The organism is Hallerella porci, from assembly GCF_003148885.1.
GTDB lineage: Bacteria > Fibrobacterota > Fibrobacteria > Fibrobacterales > Fibrobacteraceae > Hallerella > Hallerella porci.
Genome location: NZ_QGHD01000008.1, coordinates 41,507 through 58,508 on the forward strand (window position 1 = coordinate 41,507; position 17,002 = coordinate 58,508).

13 protein-coding genes are annotated in these 17,002 nt (G+C 47.0%); 5 read left to right on the forward strand and 8 right to left on the reverse strand.

Annotated elements, in window-relative coordinates:
• Positions 1–27: 27 nt before the first annotated feature.
• The 3 genes from B0H50_RS05700 to B0H50_RS05710 all read right to left on the reverse strand — a co-directional run bounded on the left by B0H50_RS05700 (position 28) and on the right by B0H50_RS05710 (position 3,776).
• Entirely contained in the window at positions 28–2,427 is a 2,400-nt protein-coding gene (locus B0H50_RS05700) for a putative LPS assembly protein LptD (protein ID WP_106197807.1), read from the reverse strand.
• Between the two features lie 156 nt (positions 2,428–2,583).
• Positions 2,584–3,402 (reverse strand): S41 family peptidase, encoded by an 819-nt coding sequence (locus tag B0H50_RS05705; RefSeq protein WP_106197742.1) that lies wholly within the window; start codon positions 3,400–3,402, stop codon positions 2,584–2,586.
• A gap of 26 nt (positions 3,403–3,428) precedes the next feature.
• A complete protein-coding gene (locus B0H50_RS05710; RefSeq protein WP_109587400.1) occupies positions 3,429–3,776 on the reverse strand; it encodes a hypothetical protein in 348 nt (115 codons plus the stop codon).
• Positions 3,777–4,049: 273 nt separating this feature from the next.
• Between B0H50_RS05710 and B0H50_RS05715 the strand changes: the two genes are divergently transcribed.
• Positions 4,050–5,090 (forward strand): YeiH family protein, encoded by a 1,041-nt coding sequence (locus B0H50_RS05715; protein WP_106197744.1) that lies wholly within the window; start codon positions 4,050–4,052, stop codon positions 5,088–5,090.
• Positions 5,091–5,134: 44 nt separating this feature from the next.
• Positions 5,135–6,352 (forward strand): dicarboxylate/amino acid:cation symporter, encoded by a 1,218-nt coding sequence (locus B0H50_RS05720; protein ID WP_109587401.1) that lies wholly within the window; start codon positions 5,135–5,137, stop codon positions 6,350–6,352.
• Positions 6,353–6,378: 26 nt separating this feature from the next.
• Here B0H50_RS05720 and B0H50_RS05725 read toward each other — a convergent pair whose 3' ends face one another.
• Complete coding sequence (locus B0H50_RS05725) at positions 6,379–7,080, reverse strand: RsmE family RNA methyltransferase (protein WP_109587402.1); 702 nt, start codon at positions 7,078–7,080, stop codon at positions 6,379–6,381.
• Between the two features lie 29 nt (positions 7,081–7,109).
• On the opposite strand from B0H50_RS05725, the gene B0H50_RS05730 reads away from it, so the two are divergent.
• Both B0H50_RS05730 and B0H50_RS05735 read left to right on the forward strand, forming a co-directional pair.
• A complete protein-coding gene (locus tag B0H50_RS05730) occupies positions 7,110–7,895 on the forward strand; it encodes an HAD-IIA family hydrolase (RefSeq protein WP_106197747.1) in 786 nt (261 codons plus the stop codon).
• A gap of 101 nt (positions 7,896–7,996) precedes the next feature.
• Positions 7,997–9,916 (forward strand): SulP family inorganic anion transporter, encoded by a 1,920-nt coding sequence (locus tag B0H50_RS05735; RefSeq protein ID WP_106197748.1) that lies wholly within the window; start codon positions 7,997–7,999, stop codon positions 9,914–9,916.
• A 48-nt stretch (positions 9,917–9,964) separates the two neighbouring features.
• Here B0H50_RS05735 and B0H50_RS05740 read toward each other — a convergent pair whose 3' ends face one another.
• Together B0H50_RS05740 and purN are read right to left on the reverse strand one after the other, a co-directional pair.
• Positions 9,965–10,708, reverse strand: a complete 744-nt coding sequence (locus B0H50_RS05740) for a ribonuclease HII (protein ID WP_106197749.1) — start codon at positions 10,706–10,708, stop codon at positions 9,965–9,967.
• 1 nt (position 10,709) lies between these two features.
• On the reverse strand, positions 10,710–11,315 hold the full coding sequence (purN, locus tag B0H50_RS05745) for a phosphoribosylglycinamide formyltransferase (protein ID WP_106197750.1): 606 nt from the start codon (positions 11,313–11,315) through the stop codon (positions 10,710–10,712).
• Between the two features lie 88 nt (positions 11,316–11,403).
• Between purN and B0H50_RS05750 the strand changes: the two genes are divergently transcribed.
• Complete coding sequence (locus B0H50_RS05750) at positions 11,404–14,568, forward strand: GH116 family glycosyl hydrolase (RefSeq protein ID WP_106197751.1); 3,165 nt, start codon at positions 11,404–11,406, stop codon at positions 14,566–14,568.
• Positions 14,569–14,571: 3 nt separating this feature from the next.
• Here B0H50_RS05750 and B0H50_RS05755 read toward each other — a convergent pair whose 3' ends face one another.
• Both B0H50_RS05755 and B0H50_RS05760 read right to left on the reverse strand, forming a co-directional pair.
• Positions 14,572–15,921 (reverse strand): GntR family transcriptional regulator, encoded by a 1,350-nt coding sequence (locus tag B0H50_RS05755; RefSeq protein WP_106197752.1) that lies wholly within the window; start codon positions 15,919–15,921, stop codon positions 14,572–14,574.
• Positions 15,918–16,997 (reverse strand): family 16 glycosylhydrolase, encoded by a 1,080-nt coding sequence (locus B0H50_RS05760; RefSeq protein WP_269843926.1) that lies wholly within the window; start codon positions 16,995–16,997, stop codon positions 15,918–15,920. The genes B0H50_RS05755 and B0H50_RS05760 overlap by 4 nt, the downstream gene beginning before the upstream one ends.
• Positions 16,998–17,002: the final 5 nt, after the last annotated feature.

Here is a 17,002-nt window from a genome sequence, read left to right on the forward strand (position 1 = left end):
GGCAATAATGTAGTAAAAAGAAAAGCGCTACTTGGTATCATCGGTGCTCGCGGCATTCAATTTGATATCCGGCAAATCCTTCACGTAAACGGTAAAGCTCCAGCCAGCCGCAGGACCCGTCGGCGTCCACGTAAAATTGAGCATCCAACAATGAAGAGAACGATCAAAGGTAAATTCATGCGAAGCGAAACGCCCTTCGGTGTAACTGTAACGCGTCGAATAAGTCATCGACCAATTTGGCGTCGGATGAAGAGATGCCGAAAATCCCGTCGAATGCGAAACATTATCGCGGAAAACTTTTTTCCCAACTCGCGTGCTCGAGAAAGAATAGCGGTAATCCAAACTCGCAGACCAAGAATCTTTTTTATACTTCCCCATTTGCGATGCTAAGCCCGAATTGAAGTCTCCCGAAAAATTGAAAGTCTTCGAAAGATCATACGCCCAATACGTGAGTTCGGGAACGCGGACTTTATTGGGATTTTCTTCGAATTTATGATAGACGCTATGACGCGTTCGCACGGTGAATAAATAATTCGGTAAAACCTGCAAACCAAAACTCGAATTGATATCGGACCATTGCAAAGAATCCGCGGCAAAATTATACGACGTCGAATGCGATGTCGTGAGAAGTCTGCGCGTGCCGTAAGAATCTTCGACTTCGGTCGAATCTTTTCCGTCTTCGCTTTTTTTCGTGTGCCCGACGACGCGCAAATACTTGATATCGAAATCGTTTGAAAGTCCAAATCCGATTGCTTTTTGTTCGGTTTGATACGGCGTTTGTCCTAAGAGCGGATGCTTCACAAAGTATTTGTTCGTATCCATTTCGGGCGCATAGGTATAAGAAATACTCGGCGAAAGAACATGGCGAATTCCGGTGAAACTCCCAATTTCGGGCATCCAAATGCCATAAAGTTTTGTGTCGGCGGTAATGCTATAATTGTGATTGTAAAAGAATTCGCCGTATTCATCGTGCTCGGGATCGATGCCGTTGCGCTGCCGCCAATACTTCGAAGAATCATCGGGATTGATCCAACGGTTTCCCGTCCACATGCCGGTGAATGTTACCTTCGGCGTAATGTTGATGACATCGAATAGCGACGCAGAATAATCCAATGCAAATGTTCCGATGTAGCCCGAATACCACGCTGCGGTATCGATATCGCGAATTGTATCGGGAGCAATTTTTTCGTATAAATTAAATCGATTCGTAAACGAATAATTGAAATTATCGAGCCACGAAGATTCAGCGACTTCATCTTCGTCGGTTTCAAATTCAAAAAGCGGTCCGCTCATGCGGTATTGAATATCGGGAATTTGCCGTTCTTTGTGCCCCGTCGTCAAGTTGTAATTTTGCGAAACTTTCACCGTGAGATTTTTGTTTTTTCCGAATTGCCCGGAATAAGTCATCTGCGCATTCGCTTGTTGGTTGAGAATCGTTTTTGCATCGAGTCCGTTTTCTTTGCGCACGGTTTGATCCGAAACAAACGAGCCCGAACCCGAGATAGAATGCTTGCCGTCGGGAGTTAAATTCTGCTTGTGATTAAAGGAAATGTCGTAACCGCTATTCGCCATGTCAAATTCTTCGAGGTAACTCGTATAGGTCACGCTACCGTCTAACCAATACCGCAATTTATAGCGCACGGTTTCGGTGAGAGTTGTCTTTTCGAAATTTGCCGCAGAGCCTTCGACGATATCGCCCGAAGTCGTCGCATCCCAATAATCGTTCGGCGCATAATAGAAGCCGACATTTTTAATGTAAAAGCCTTGCACTTGGTCACCGCCGAATTTCGGCGTGAGAAGTCCCGATTTGCGGCCACTTTTGAGAGGCGCTACAATCATCGGGAGAACGGCGACTGGAACGTCTGCGATGTTTAAGACGACGGGGCGCGCGGTCACACTTTCTTTGGGTTTGACGACCATGCGGCGGCTATAAAAAAAGTAATGCTGATGCGTGGTATCGTCGCAAGTGCTAAAATCTCCGCGGGCGATGAGAAGTCTCGAATCGGGAAGCCTTCGCACTTCCATGCCGTTGAGCTGATTATTATCTTGGAATGTCGTCGCGTAATAAATTTCCCCGACCCGCGTTTTCATATTGTACTTCATCCGATAGCCGGCGAGAGAAGGATTTTTCGTTTCGCGTAAAACCGGATCCCCGCTCGCTTGAAGCACTTGATCTTTCTGATTAAATAAAACGGTATCGGCGTCCAATGTCGCTGTCCGATATTTTAATTGCGCTTTATTATTCAAATTGAATGTGGATGTTTCCACGTCGTATTGTAAATCGACAGCGTGATATTCTATCGTATCCGTTTGCGTCGAATCATTTGCCGAGCCAAACCAATCGCCCGCTGACGAATCTTTTGAAGTCGTATCGGGTTCTGCTCTTTCGGGGAGATCGATTTTGGTGAGTTCTTGCGCAAATCCCAAAGACACGAGAAAAAGCGCATAGAAAACTACGCGCCAGAGGTGCCTTGGCTGAAATGTGCGAAATATCACAGCGCAAGTATAGAAAAAGCACGCCCACGGCGTGCTATGAGAAATTCGTAACGAGTAAAATTTAGAAAGCGAAAAGGCTTTGCAAAATTACTTCAATTCGGCTGCGGCTGCAGAAGATGCGCCGTTTTGTTCGATGTGAACAATGTAACGGCCAGCGGCTGCGTTCTTGCCATTCCAAGTGAGAGTTTGGAATCCCGCTTTGGCGTGATCCGCTGTTAAGCGCGCCAGTTCTTCGCCGTTTGCGCTCACAATGCGAATGATAGCAGAGCCTTCGCGTTTTAGGTCAAAGGAAACTTGGTTGCGGTTAAATCCTTTGAGAGAACCCGCCGAACGGACTTGCGATTTTGTCTGCGGCATTTCGAAAGAAGCATCCGCTTTTTCAATGGCGACAGCCGAAAGTTCTGAAGCGCCGACGGTCATATCTTCGGGGATAACGCGACCTTCTTTCATCACCGAGAGAAGTTCATAATTTTCGCCGAGATTTTTGCGGGCAACTTCTGCGATTTCTGCGGCAGAATAAGCCTTCGAAGAGGATCCGTCATACCATTCTTGCACAGAAGCCGCGTCGATTTCGTTCACCGCAATTTGTGCGCGGCGTAAAGTCACCGACATCTTTTCTTTTTCGCGGACGATGGAAAGTTCAACGGGCTTTCCGACGGTGCCGCGGAGAATGTCCTTCGATTCTTCGAGGTCATTTCCCGCGAGAGAATTGCCGTCCACCGCGATAATGCGGTCGTCTTTTTCGAGTCCCGCTTCGAAAGCCGGTGAACCCGGAATGACTTCGACAACGCGAACGCCGTCATCCGTTGCATAAATGGTGACACCGATACCGCCAAAAGATTCACCAGCCATTGCCGCGGTCGCTGCAAAAGCCAAAGCACAAGCTGTTTTCGTCAAAAGTTTCATAAAACCTCCAAGAACAATGTAGTTAATTAGAAATGAGGTATGAGGCGCACCTCTGTGCCGTGCTCCGCCTGCAGGAAGCCATTTAACACGTCAAATTCGTCCATGCAACGCTGCGGCAAGCCATTTAACACGTCAAATTCGTTCTTGCAACGCTGCGGCAAGCCATTTAACACGTTAAATTCGTCCTTGCAACGCTGCGGCAAGCCATTTAACACGTCAAATTCGTCCATGCAACGCTGCGGCAAGCCATTTAACACGTCAAATTCGTTCTTGCAACGCTGCGGCAAGCCATTTAACACGTCAAATTCGTTCTTGCAACGCTGCGGGAAGCCATTTAACACGTTAAATTCGTCCTTGCAACGCTGCGGGAACACTTTTAAATGAGAAATGAAGATGATGGCACGCAGGAGAAGCGTCTAAAAAACGCTAGTAAGCTAGCGGAGGCCTCGGAAGCCTTCTTTTGATTTGCTGGCAAGCTAGCAGAGACCTCGGAAACCTTCATTTGATTTGCTAGCATACTAGCGGAGGCCTCGGTAAGAACTTTGATCTTAGAAATCTCTAAGCTCTAAACTCTAAGTTCTAAGATCTCATTCCTCATTTTTTCCTCCTTCCTATTTTAAATTTGCGCACAAAAAATGAGGTGCTTTATGCTCAGCGAAAATAAACGGAACTTCTTCTTTGGAATTCTCTTTATCGCGTTGATAACGGAAATCGCCTTCTTCATCGCCGAAATTCCTGCGGTCAAAGCCTTGTCTTTGAGCCCGCTTATCGTCGGTCTCTTGCTCGGTATTATTTATGCGAATACCTTGCGCAAATTTACACCTACATCTTGGGCGCCCGGTGTTGCGTTCTGCTCCAAAAAAATTCTGCGGTTGGGCATCATCCTTTACGGCTTCCGTTTGACTTTTGGACAAATTATCGATGTGGGAATTCCGGCTCTGATGGTCGACGCCATTATTGTTTCCGTGACTCTTGTCGGCGGTTACTTCATCGGCGCAAAATGCATGAAGATGGATAAAGAAACCGCTCTTCTCACTTCTTGTGGAAGCGCTATCTGCGGAGCTGCTGCCGTTCTCGGTGCCGAAGCCGCTATCAAAAGTAAACCGTATAAGACTGCGGTCGCCGTTTCGACCGTCGTGCTTTTCGGAACTCTTGCGATGTTCCTTTACCCGATTCTTTATCGGAATGGTATTCTTCATTTGAGCCCCGAAAATACAGGCCTTTACATCGGTTCAACGATTCACGAAGTGGCGCACGCCGTCGGTGCCGGAAATGCTACGGGCGATGCGGTCATCGCTGCCAATGCGATTGTCGTGAAAATGATTCGCGTGATGTTCCTCGTTCCGGTTCTTCTCGTTCTCGCTTTCTTTGTCGCAGGCCGCTTAAAATCGGACGATGAAAAAGGCGACTCTGCAAATACAAAACGCAAAATCGCTGTTCCTTGGTTTGCCTTTGGATTCCTCGCTGTCGTAATTTTCAATTCGTTTGGACTCTTTGGCACTGGCCTTCTCAAGGGAATTGAAACAGTCGATACTTTCTTCCTTTCGATGGCGATGACCGCTCTCGGTACAGAAACGAGTCTCGATAAATTCAAACAAGCCGGTCCGAAGCCATTTATTTTGGCGACGATTCTTTTCGTCTGGCTCGTCTTTGGCGGTTACGGTCTCGCATACGCCTTAGGCGCATAAAAAATCAAATGGAAAAATTGCGCAGATTCTAAAAAAGGATTTTTATGACTCAAGTCAAAACATTTAAGAAAAAACAAGTCATCATTTGGCTTTCCGCACTAATTCTCGGCGCGGGACTCGGGCTTCTCAATTCCGAAGGTCTGATGCAATTTTTCAATTTCATCGCTTCGGTTTACACGCGGCTTTTTCAATTCATCGCAGTGCCGACGATTGCGATTGCGCTCACGACAACTCTTTCGATGCTCGGCTTAAAAAAGAGCACGGGGCGCATTTTTGCGCATACAATTTTTTATACGCTGCTCACGACTTTTGCGGCAGCGTTCGTCGGGCTTTTGCTTTATACCATAATTGAACCGGGAACTCTTCCGCAGAGTCTCGTTTCGGAAGGATTTGCCGAAGTCCCGAAAAATTTGGAAACCCTTTCGTATTACGATCACATCCTCGGCGTCATCCCGAATAATGTGGTGAATCCATTCTTAAGCGGAAATGTTCTCGGCATTTTAATCGTCGCAGCGGCAGTCGGTTTAGGCCTCGCCTTTATGCCCGAATCCGAAAATAAATCCACTTTGTTAAAAGGAATTCTCGGGCTTCGCGAACTTCTCTTCACTTTGATTCGCGCTTTGGTTTGGGCGCTTCCGCTCGGCATTGTCGCTTTCGCGGCTCAACTTTCCAATCAAATGAACGCGGGAATTGTCGTCGATTCTCTCGGAAAATATATCGCTGTTGTTCTCGGCGGAAATGCGATTCAATTCTTCATCGTGCTGCCGCTTATTTTATTTGTCCGCGGATTAAATCCGCTCACCGTTTTTAAGAAAATGTCGCCCGCTGTGATGATGGCATTTTTCACAAAAAGTTCTGCAGCAACTCTCCCCGTGACGATGCAATCTGCCGAAGACAATTTAAAAGTCAAGCCGGAAATCGCCCGCTTTGTTCTCCCGATTTGCACGACGATTAACATGAACGGCTGCGCGGCATTTATTTTGGTGACGTCGCTTTTTGTGATGCAAAATACCGGCGTTGAACTTTCTCTCGGAATGATGTTTCTTTGGCTTGTCATTTCGGTCGTTTCTGCTGTAGGAAACGCAGGCGTTCCGATGGGCTGCTACTTTTTAACCCTTTCGTTAATGGTCGGGATGAACGCAAATATCGGTGTGATGGGTGTGATTCTTCCGCTTTATGCGATTATCGATATGGTCGAAACCGCAGAAAATGTTTGGTCCGATTCCTGCGTTTGCGCAATCGTTAACGAGAAAAATAGTTAGAAATTTTGCCGCGATTTTTTCGCGGCTTAGACGAGTTTTCCAATGCCGACAATGGCTGCGGTTCTTGCGCGGAGACGCGTTTCACCTAAGCCTAAAATTTTCATTTCGCCATTTTGATAATTCTTTACCAAGTTAATTTCACGCGGAGAAAATCCACCCTCAGGACCGACAAGAAGGGTGGTTTCTTTTTTTATCGGGGGCAAATTTTTTTCGCCACCTAAATCGCATAGGATAATATCACCCGTATAATTTTTCAGCCATTCGTCAAAAGGAATCGGCCCGCGGATTTCGGTAAGCCACGCTTTCATCGATTGTTTTAAACTCACGAGCGCTTTTAATTCGGAGCGGCGCACGACTTTTTGCAAATTCGAATCTTTCGGTTCTTCGGAATGATCCGTGCGAAATAATGTAATGCTTCCGACTTCCATTTCGCTCACGTGCAAAGCGACTTCTTCGTTTGCGTCATCTTTAAGGCAAGCGATTCCCAAATGCAAAAGCGGTTTCGGGCGAGGCGAATCTTCGATTTTTTCCACGCGAATTTGCGTGCATTTCGCATCGGCTTTTTCGACAATGCCCAATGCAAAATGGCCTTTGCCATCGGTTAAATTTAAGCCGTCGCCTTCGCGGGCGCGGCAAACGCGGATAGCGTGCGAACTTTCATCGGGCGAAAGTTCTTGAGAACCGATGACCAAGTTTGGAACATAAAATCGAGTGTCGGGAGATTTCATGGTGCAAAGATAAATACTAAATTGCGCTTATGCAAATCAAAGCTGTTGTATTCGATTTAGATGGAACTCTTTACCTTTCGGGAAAACCTTATCCGCGTGCGGTTGAAACGGTCCGCGCTGTCGCCGAAAAAGTTCCCGTTTATTATCTCTCGAATAATACCAGCAAATCGCTCGTCTTTTATACGAATCGCCTTTTGCGCATGGGACTTCCCATTCAAAATCATCAAAGCATTTTGTCGGCGATGACTTTTGCACTTTCGGAAATTCATAAGCGCGGAATTAAAAATATTTATCTGTTTGCAAATCCCGAAGTGGAAGAATGGGTCGCTTCGGAAGATCCGTCTTTGAATCTCCACGCTCCGCTCGATAAAACAGAACTCGTTCTCGTCGCGTATCATTCTTCTTTTAATTACCGCGACCTTTGCGAAGTTTCGTGGCGATTAGAACGCGGCGCCGATTTTTGGGTCACGCATGCAGATTTCGTTTGCCCCGATGAACTCGGACCCGTTCCGGATATCGGCAGTTTTATGGCGATGTTCAAAGCGACGACAGGCCGAGAACCTTCGCATATTTTTGGGAAGCCTAATCCCGAGATGCTTTCGCCGTTAACAGAAACTTTAAAGCCCGAAGAAATTTTATTTGTCGGCGACCGTTTATATACCGATTTTGAACTCGCAATTCGCGCCGGCTGCCATTTTGCGCTCGTCCTCTGCGGCGAAACAAAAGCCCGCGATGTGCAACGCTTAGCTCGTCAGCCCGATATCATCGCTGAACAAGTTTCAGATATCAATTTTGATGCGCTAATAAAAAAATGAAAATTTAGACATGCGGAAAGAGGGGTCCGAAATTTTCCGTAAATTTTATTTTTGTAAACTCTTTAAAACAAATCGGACTTTTCCTAAATTTGGCAGCACTTATGCCAAAGCTCCCTCATTACACTCCCGAACTCTTCAAACAGCTCCGCAAAGGTTACACCAAACAGGACTTCACGAAAGATTTGATGTCCGGTTTAATCGTCGGAATTTTAGCGCTTCCTCTGGCGATTGCATTTGCGATTGCTTCGGGAGTTGGTCCCGAACAAGGCCTTTATACGGCGATTATCGCGGGCTTTGCAATTTCATTCTTCGGCGGTAGCCGCTTCCAAATCGGCGGGCCGACGGGCGCTTTCATTGTAATCGTTTACGGCATCGTCGCCAAATTCGGTTACGATGGCCTTGCGACGGCGACTTTAATGGCGGGCGTAATGCTCATCATTTTCGGCATTGCAAAACTCGGCGGTATCATCAAATTTATTCCGTTCCCCGTGACCGTCGGTTTTACCGGGGGAATTGCGATTATCATTGCACTCGGGCAGGTGCCGAATTTTCTCGGGCTTCAATTCATGGGGGCGAAAGAACCCGCTGATGCGATTGGCAAAGTGACTTTATACGCAAAATCTTTGGACACGACGAATTTGTATGCGGTCATTATCGGCATCATCGCTTTGGCGATTTGCTTCTTGTGGCCAAAAATTACGACGAAAGTTCCGGGCTCTTTAATCGCAATTATTTTTGCTACCGCTTTGGTAAAAATCCTCGGCTGGGATGAAGCGCACGGTGTGATGACAATCGGTTCAAAGAATTCCATTCCGACTGGTTTTCCGACTCCGCATTTGCCAAATATCGGCTTGGATATGATGCGACAAGTGTTCCAGCCTGCGTTAACGATTGCCATTCTCGGAGCGATTGAATCTTTGCTTTCGGCAGTTGTCGCGGACGGCATGACCGGTTCACGCCACCGTTCCAATACAGAACTTGTCGGGCAAGGCATTGCGAATGTGCTTTCTCCGATTTTCGGCGGAATTCCTGCGACCGGTGCGATTGCGCGTACCGCGACGAATATTAAAAATGGTGCCGTGAGTCCGATTTCGGGCTTAATTCACGCGGTCATTCTTCTTTTGATTATGCTGATTTTTGGAAAATACGCCGAGATGATTCCGATGGCGGCGCTCGCTGCGGTACTTTTCCAAGTAGCATTTAATATGTGCGGTTACAAAAATTTCATCAAGTTGATTAAAGGCGCTCCGAAAAGCGATGTAACCGTTTTGCTCGTCACGTTTGTGCTTACCGTCGTTATGGATTTGACGATTGCAATTGAAGTCGGCGTTCTCCTCGCGGCAATTCTCTTTATCCGTCGCATGTCCGATGTCGCAGAAGTCGAATGCGTGATGGAAGACGATGACTTGAAGCAAGATGATGAAGAACTCGCTGACCCGAATAATATCGGAAGCCGTCATGTTCCGCACGGCGTTGCTGTTTTCGAAATCATGGGTTCGCTTTTCTTTGGCGCTGTTGAAAAATTTAAAACCGCTCTCGATATGACGAGCAGCCATCCGAAAATTTTAATTCTGCGGATGCGCCAAGTGCCTTCTATCGATGCAGCGGGAGTTCAAATGATCGAAGGTTTACTCGCAAAGTGCCGCGCCGAAGGAACGCAACTTCTCCTTTCGGGTGTGCATTCGCAGCCGATCGTCGCCCTTTCGAAATCGGGACTTTTAAAAGACATCGGCGAACAAAATGTTCTCGCAAATATTGACGCTGCCTTAAACCGCGCCCGCGAAATTCTCGGGCTCCCGCTTGTCGCAGCGAAGCCGACAACGCCGAGCGTCGATTGGGAACACAATGTGCAACAGCCGTGGATTCCGGAAAATGCAAACGCTAAGGTCGCTGAAGAAACGACCGAAGTTATCGCCGAAACCGTTTCTGAAATTCAATCCGCCGACATTCCCAAGGCCGAAAGCGAAAAGAAAGACACCTTCCACAAAATGATGCACAAAATTTTCCCATGGATTAAATAACCAGAAAAATTCAAAGCACCGCATTCGCGGTGCTTTTTTATTTCCGAATTATTCCGATTTTTCAGAATTCAAAAACAAATCGTTTTCCATGAAAGTTTTGGGATGAAAACTTTTTCGATGCTCCGGAGTAAAGCCGAATTTTTGAATGCCTTCTAAATGCGCTTTCGTGCCATAGCCCGCATTTTTTTCGAAGGCATAGCCCGGATATTTTTCGGCGAGAGAATCCATATAGCGATCGCGGAAAACTTTGGCTAAAATAGACGCCGCTGAGATGCTTGCGATGCGACCGTCGCCTTTGATAATCGCCAGTTGCAAATTCGAAGGCACTCCGCGAATTTTCAAATTGCCATCGACCGCAATCAAGATTTCTGCGCCCGCGGGAATTTTTCCGCTGGATTCAATCGGAATTTCTGGAGCGGAAATTTCTAAGCCCGAAACGCCTAACGCAGAAAGTGCGCGCCGCATCGCTAAAAAGTCTGCGTTGAGAATATTGAGTTCATCGATTTCTGAAACGCTCGCACTCGCAATCGCATAACAAAGACATTCGGATTTAACGGTTTCAAACATCGCTTCGCGTTTTTTGCGCGTGAGTTTTTTAGAATCGTTTAAAGCGAAATCCGCCGTCGGATTTTTTAACATCGCAGCGCATGCGACAACTGGCCCCGCCAACGGTCCGCGCCCCACTTCATCGACGCCGACGATAATTTGATTCGGATAATTTTTGCGCAAAGCGATTTCGCCATCGACAGGCGAAGAAATGCCTTGCAAAAATTCGGGCAGTGCAAATTTCATTTTAAACTTTTCCGTTTTTGTGCAAAAAATTTTCAGCGTAATTTTTTAAAGTTTTCCAATAAAGCGCGTGCTCTTGCACGAGAACGCGCGCCGCTAAATCCGCCGGCGAATCCGATTCGAAAACCGGAACTTTTGTTTGAGCTAAAATTTTTCCGCTATCGTAATCGCCGCTGACTAAATGAATCGTCGCTCCGCTTTCTTTTTCTTTCGCTGCGATGACCGCTTCGTGAACATGAATTCCGAAAAATCCTGCGCCACCGAATTTCGGTAAAAGCGACGGATGCACATTCAACATGCGATTTTCTGTCGCCTGTAAAACCGCATCGGGAATACGTTTCATGTAGCCGCAAAGCGCAATCAAATTGACCGCATTTTCTTTTAAAACTTTTAAAATCGCTTGTTCATATTCGGCGGGATTCGGGTGCGTTTTTCCCGAAATATGATACACCGGAATGCCAAAATTTTTTGCAATTTCTGCGGCGCCTGAGCCCGCGTTATTCGTGATTAAAAAGCGGCACTCACCGCCCAATGTTCCGTCTTTTTCATGCGAAAGGATAGCCTTAAAATTACTGCCGCCACCCGAAGCAAAAACGCCAAAAGTAAACATAAACGAAAGATAGAATTTTATCCCGAAAGAATTTATTTTGAAGAAATTCTTTTTTAAATTCTACTCAACTTAAATCAATAGGAATGCTATGACATTTGACAAGTATCTTGAATCCGCGAAACTTCATGGAAACGTGAAAGACCTGATGACAAAAGGTCTCGCTGTTGAATTTATTCAGCCGTGGTACACTCCGCTCACCACAACTCCTGCGACAACGGGCATTGCTGTCGGCGGCATCGGAAGCACTTACACCGTAACGCCTGCCGGCACAACTCCGGTGACGGGCGTAATCCCGGGCGTTCAAGTGCGCACGACCAATCCCGACGATTTGCGTTTGCAAAATGTTTTCTACCGCGAATCGGTCATTGTCAAAAATGCGCCCCTCGCCATTCGCAATTTCTTCGAATTCAATCGTAAAAATCAATTTTACACATTGAAAGATTCCGAAGGAAAACCGCTCTTTACAGAAACGACCGAAAAAGAAGCGTTAAAAAAAATTGAAAAAGTTCTCGCCGACAAGAATTTCTTTGCGACCAATCAAGAAGCGCTTTATCGTTGGCATACAGAATTTAGCCCGCGCACACAAGCGATGATCGCCGCGGGAAAGACGACAACTCCTGAATTTAATCGCGCAGTTCTCATCGATTTCTTTGACGGTGAACTCGGCGAAAAAGTCGAAAGCAAAGGCGCTCTCACCGCAGCATTTGGAAACGATACCGAATTCCTCGGCGAAGCGGGATACGATGCGCAAAAGATGGAATACACCGCAGAATATCCGCTGTCTCGCACCCAATACAAAGCGACCAAAGGAATTCAAATTACCCGTTATCAATACAGCTACGTGCTGCCGAATAACGAACGCATTTCGAGTCTTCCGGTGAGCGCAACGCGTTACGAATTCGTCAACCCGACGAAAGATGTCCGCGAAATCACTCTCGTGCAAGTGCAAGAAAATTATTGCGGTTACCAAGTCCGCAAAGATCGCGAAGGCGTTCAAGATTCTTCGTTCGTCCTCGTGCCTGTTGCGAAGAATCCGCAAGGCGTTGAATTTTCGGCAAATCTCGCCGACGGTCGTCAAGTTAAAGGCGTTGAATTTTACAACAAGACGCCGCTTTCCGAAAGCGACTTTGACGGTTGCATGGGAATTAGCGCAGCATGGAATCCGAAGGACGATGTAAACGTTTCGACGAAACCGCTCTTCTACCGCGATGATCAAAAAACAGTTCTCGCAGGAGCGCTCCACAGCGGACGCCTTTCGCAGAATTTTGTGAAGAATGTTTACAGCGGACGCGAAACTGTCGCCGGCGCAATCGCCGTGACCGTGCGCTTAAAACCGCGCGCCAAAGCAACGATTCAACTGAACACCGTTCTCGACTTTGCGCACATTCGCTTCCAAGAAAAAGAAAATTTGAAGAAATACACCGTCTTCTATCCGGATCCGTTTGGCCGCGTTCAAGCGATGCTTTCGGAAGCGCTTTCGTTTGACGCCGAATTTGAAAATACATTTGGCGAAGCTTACCGCGCACTCGCTCCGGAAAAAGCACTCGCAAAACTTTTCCCGAAAGACAAGAAGAAACAAGCGGAATTCCGCAGCTTAGCTTTGAACACGCTGAGCTTTATTCCCGAAGCAACTGTTTGGGATAAAGACGATAATTTCCTCGTCCGCGAATGCGCCGACTATCCGTTCTTCAATTCTCTCGACGTTTACTTCTACGGCAGCTTCTCGCTTCTCGCTTTGATGCCGCGCTTAGACGGTGCTGTGATGAAGCGCTTTGCCGATGCGATTCTCGCCGAAGATAATACCATTCGCCGTCACCACGAATATGTGAACCATCCTTACGCCGACTTGCCCGAAGCCAAATTGGAAGGTCCGCGCGCCGTTCACGGAGCCGTGATTCACGATCTCGGCAGCCCCTTTAATCCGGCGCCCGATGCCTACGACTGGCACAATGTGAAAGAATGGAAAGATCTCGCTCCGAAATATGTGTTGATGGTTTTACGCCATTACAAATTCACCGGCGACAAGTCTGTAGTCGATTCTTGCAAAGATGCCGTTTACGCTTGCATGGAATATTTAGAGAAGATGGTGGACGAAGGACAAAACTTCCCGCTCACCCACGGAACCGATGACACCTTCGACAATCTTTCGTCGAACGGCATCTCGGTTTACTGCGGATCTCTTTGGATTGCAGGCCTCCGCGCCGCTGCAAAAATCGCAGAACTCGAAGGCGACAGCGCCCGCGCTCTCGATTGGGAAAAGAAAGCCGACGAAGCCGAAGCCGAATTCCACGAAGCCTTGTGGGATGAAAACGAAGGCTACTTCCATTTCTTTGCCACTCCGATTGAAGCGAAAGACGTTCACTTCGAACACTTCGACAAAATCGTGGAAGCGCTCGCTGACGAAGTTCCGCTTTCCGGTTCCGACGCGCAGAAACTCGCCGAGCTCAACGATTGGCTAAACTTCTCTGAAATTCCCGAAGATGTGGAACTTTCGAAGCTCGAACTTCGCAAGTTCAAAAAAGAATGGCTCTACGGCACAGCGCCCGAAGCCTTCACCGAATCTTTCCAGAAAAAATTGGAATTGGATTCCGATGATGTCTTCGCCGACTCGATGCTCGCGGACACGTATCTGCGCCTTCTCGGACTTGCGCCTCTCACCGATTTCGAAAAGGGAGCAAGCACCCTCGACCGCATTTACCGCACCAATTATAAAGCGAACACGCCGCTTCTCGGCGCCGCCAACTTGGTGCACAAAGACGGTTCCCCGCTCGATGAATTCAACTTCCAAGCTCACGATGTTTGGATTGGCATTCAATACAGCATCGCAAGCGGCATGATTCTCCACGAAGAAATTGACGAAGCCCGCGACATCGTCAATAGCATGATTCAAAATCTTTACGAAGAAGCGAAGATTCCGTTCGCCGCACCCGAAGGCTTTAACGGAAGTTGCCGCCTCCACGAAGACGCTCTCGTAAAAGCGGGAGTTTCGATGACCGCGGCAAAATCTCTCATCGCAGAACTCGTGAAGAAAGGCGCACTTCTCGCGGATCAACGCATTTCGCCGAAGCTTCCGAAGAATCTCGCCGCCTTCAAAAAGGCTTACGGCACACTCGCCAAGAAAGCGAAAATTTCCGAAGAAGATTTGTTCACATTGCTGCACAGCACTGCGCTCAAATACACCGCCGGAAAATATTTCCGTCCGGGAATGGTCTTCGCCCTCTTCGATGCACTCAAATTGGATGCGTTAAAGTAACGATTACTTTTCCACGACCTTCCCGGGAATTTCCCGCAGAAGGCCGGTGCGGAAAGGATCATTCTTTCCAAGTTCCAAATGGTAAAACATTTGGATAACCAAATTTTCCGTATTGAAGTCAAACGAATCCAAGCGAAGCAAAAAGCTTTCTGCGGAATTGTCAAAGCCGACTAAATACGGAATATTTTTTAATTCCCCTTCTTCTTCTAATTCCCGCAAAAGACCCGCGACTTCATCATTCACGGTGACCCACGGCATCTCGGCGGGAATTTCTTTTAAAAGTCGTCGCAAAATTTCTTTCTCATGTTTTTTTGCCCGCAATTCAATCGTATATTTCGGACCATTTTGACTGGCGAGATGACGAAAATCCCACGGGCTCGCATATTTCGAATCGACGCATTCCACCACTTCGATGCCGCTTTCGCGCAGACCTTGCAAACGGTCGATTGACCACGAACTCGCATGATACGGCGAAATGTATGCGATTTGCGAAATGCCTTTTTGCTTCAAAAATTTGCCGACGGATTTTCCCGGATTTTTCCCAAACGATGAATTGAAAAATGCCCAGCCATCTTGTTTAAGAAAAATTTTTTCCAAAGAATTTGCAGGGTGCTCCCACCAAATGGAAATAGGAAAATTCGCCGCGAGAAGTGCGTGCAATAATTTAAATGGTTTTAAAATTAAAAGGGTCGAAACGATTGCGCCCACCGCATTCGGGTAATCCGAAAAATGGCGCACATTGCCGTTGCGATCGACGAAACGTTCTGCGTCTTCATCAAATCCGAGAAGGCGTAATTTATAATGTTTCTCTGCGCCCAAGCGATAAGTGAACCGCAGAAAATCCATTTCGCGCTCACTCGCCGGATAAAAAGATCCCCACGCTGTTGAACGCGTGATGAAAAGAATTTCTGTATCCGAAGATTTTTTTTCTTGCTTCGGAAAATTGTAGCGATTTTTTCCTTTGTGTTCCAAGATGCCGCGGGCACACGCTTCTTTTAAATACTGCCGCAACATATACGGCGAAATGCGATAACGCGCAGCGAGTTCTTTTTGCGACGGCAACGATTCGGTCAAAGGAAAATAACCGAAGCGAATATCCGATTGAAATTTTTCAAAGAAAGTTTCTTGCGGACCCGGCGCCACCGCAGCGATGGCAATCGTTTTTCGCTTTCCCCAAAAAACGCCTTTTCCCGGATCCGTGTAAACGAGACCTTTTTCTTTTAATGTGCGAATCGCACTTTGAATCGTTCCCGAAGCGGCGTGCAATTTTTGCATTAACACGCGCACCGATGGCAATTTATCGCCATTTTGATGCGGACTCATTAACAACGCTTCGACAACGGCATCTTTCATTTTTTCCTTTTTCCTTTACTGCGCCCGATGAGGTCGTAGGTTTTTAAATATTCGGGATGTGAATTTCCATGAGAACGCACTGCGCTTTTACGAATTGCAGTTGTCGTATCGACAGGCGGATTTACAACAGGAGGATTCACAATCGGCGGATTCACTACCGGAGGATTTTCTGTGTTTGACGATTCCGTATCCACGGGAACTGTTCCGTAGAATCCTTCGTTTCCCGCTTTCGTTAAACTAAGAACCATGTAGCCGTCTTTAACCGTCGCATTTTCCTGTTTTAAATCGACGCGGTTTCCGTCAAAAGTCCATTCGCCACAATTCCAACGGCTCGCGTCAAAAGTGTCAAAATTATCCGTCCAACTGAGAGTAAAGTCCGAGCCATTTTCTCCTGCGCCCGGCGTATATTTGTAAACCTTTACCCAGTTGATGAATTGATGCACCGGAAGAATCGCATCATTCCATGCGCCAACCCAGCCCGCATCTTCCGAAGACCATAAATTAAAACGCAAATCCTGCGGACGCACTAACGCTTGCACCTGACCCTTGCTATCGCTCGAATCGCGTTTCGCTTTGCGTACAAGTTCACCATCGATAAACCAAGCGACATAATCCGGCGTCCATTCCATTCCATAAGTATGATAAGCGGCATTGGCTGCAGTCGGAAGCGAATGAATTTTTTCACTCGTTACTTTTTTCTCAGCGCTGCCCGTGATGATATTCGATTGGAACTTCTGCGGAGCTTTTCCGAGAATTTCAATATCCACTTCTACCCACGGCTCCGCGCCGCCCATATACGAATCGTTATGATACAAGAACATAGAGCTTACGAGCCCCGAGCCCGTCGCCATCATCATCCGCGCCTCGTATTTGCCATACATCTGCGTTTCATTCGTATAGAGTTCTGCACCCGAATAATTTTTGCTCTGCGCCATTGCAGTGGCGGCGAAAATTCCAGTCGAGAGAATCATAAGTACCTTTTGAAATTTCATCGTGAACTTCCTTTTTTCAAAAGATACCTTCTCTTGAGAGTGAATTAAATTCTCTCCATTTAAATATATAAAATAATGTATCAAGTGTA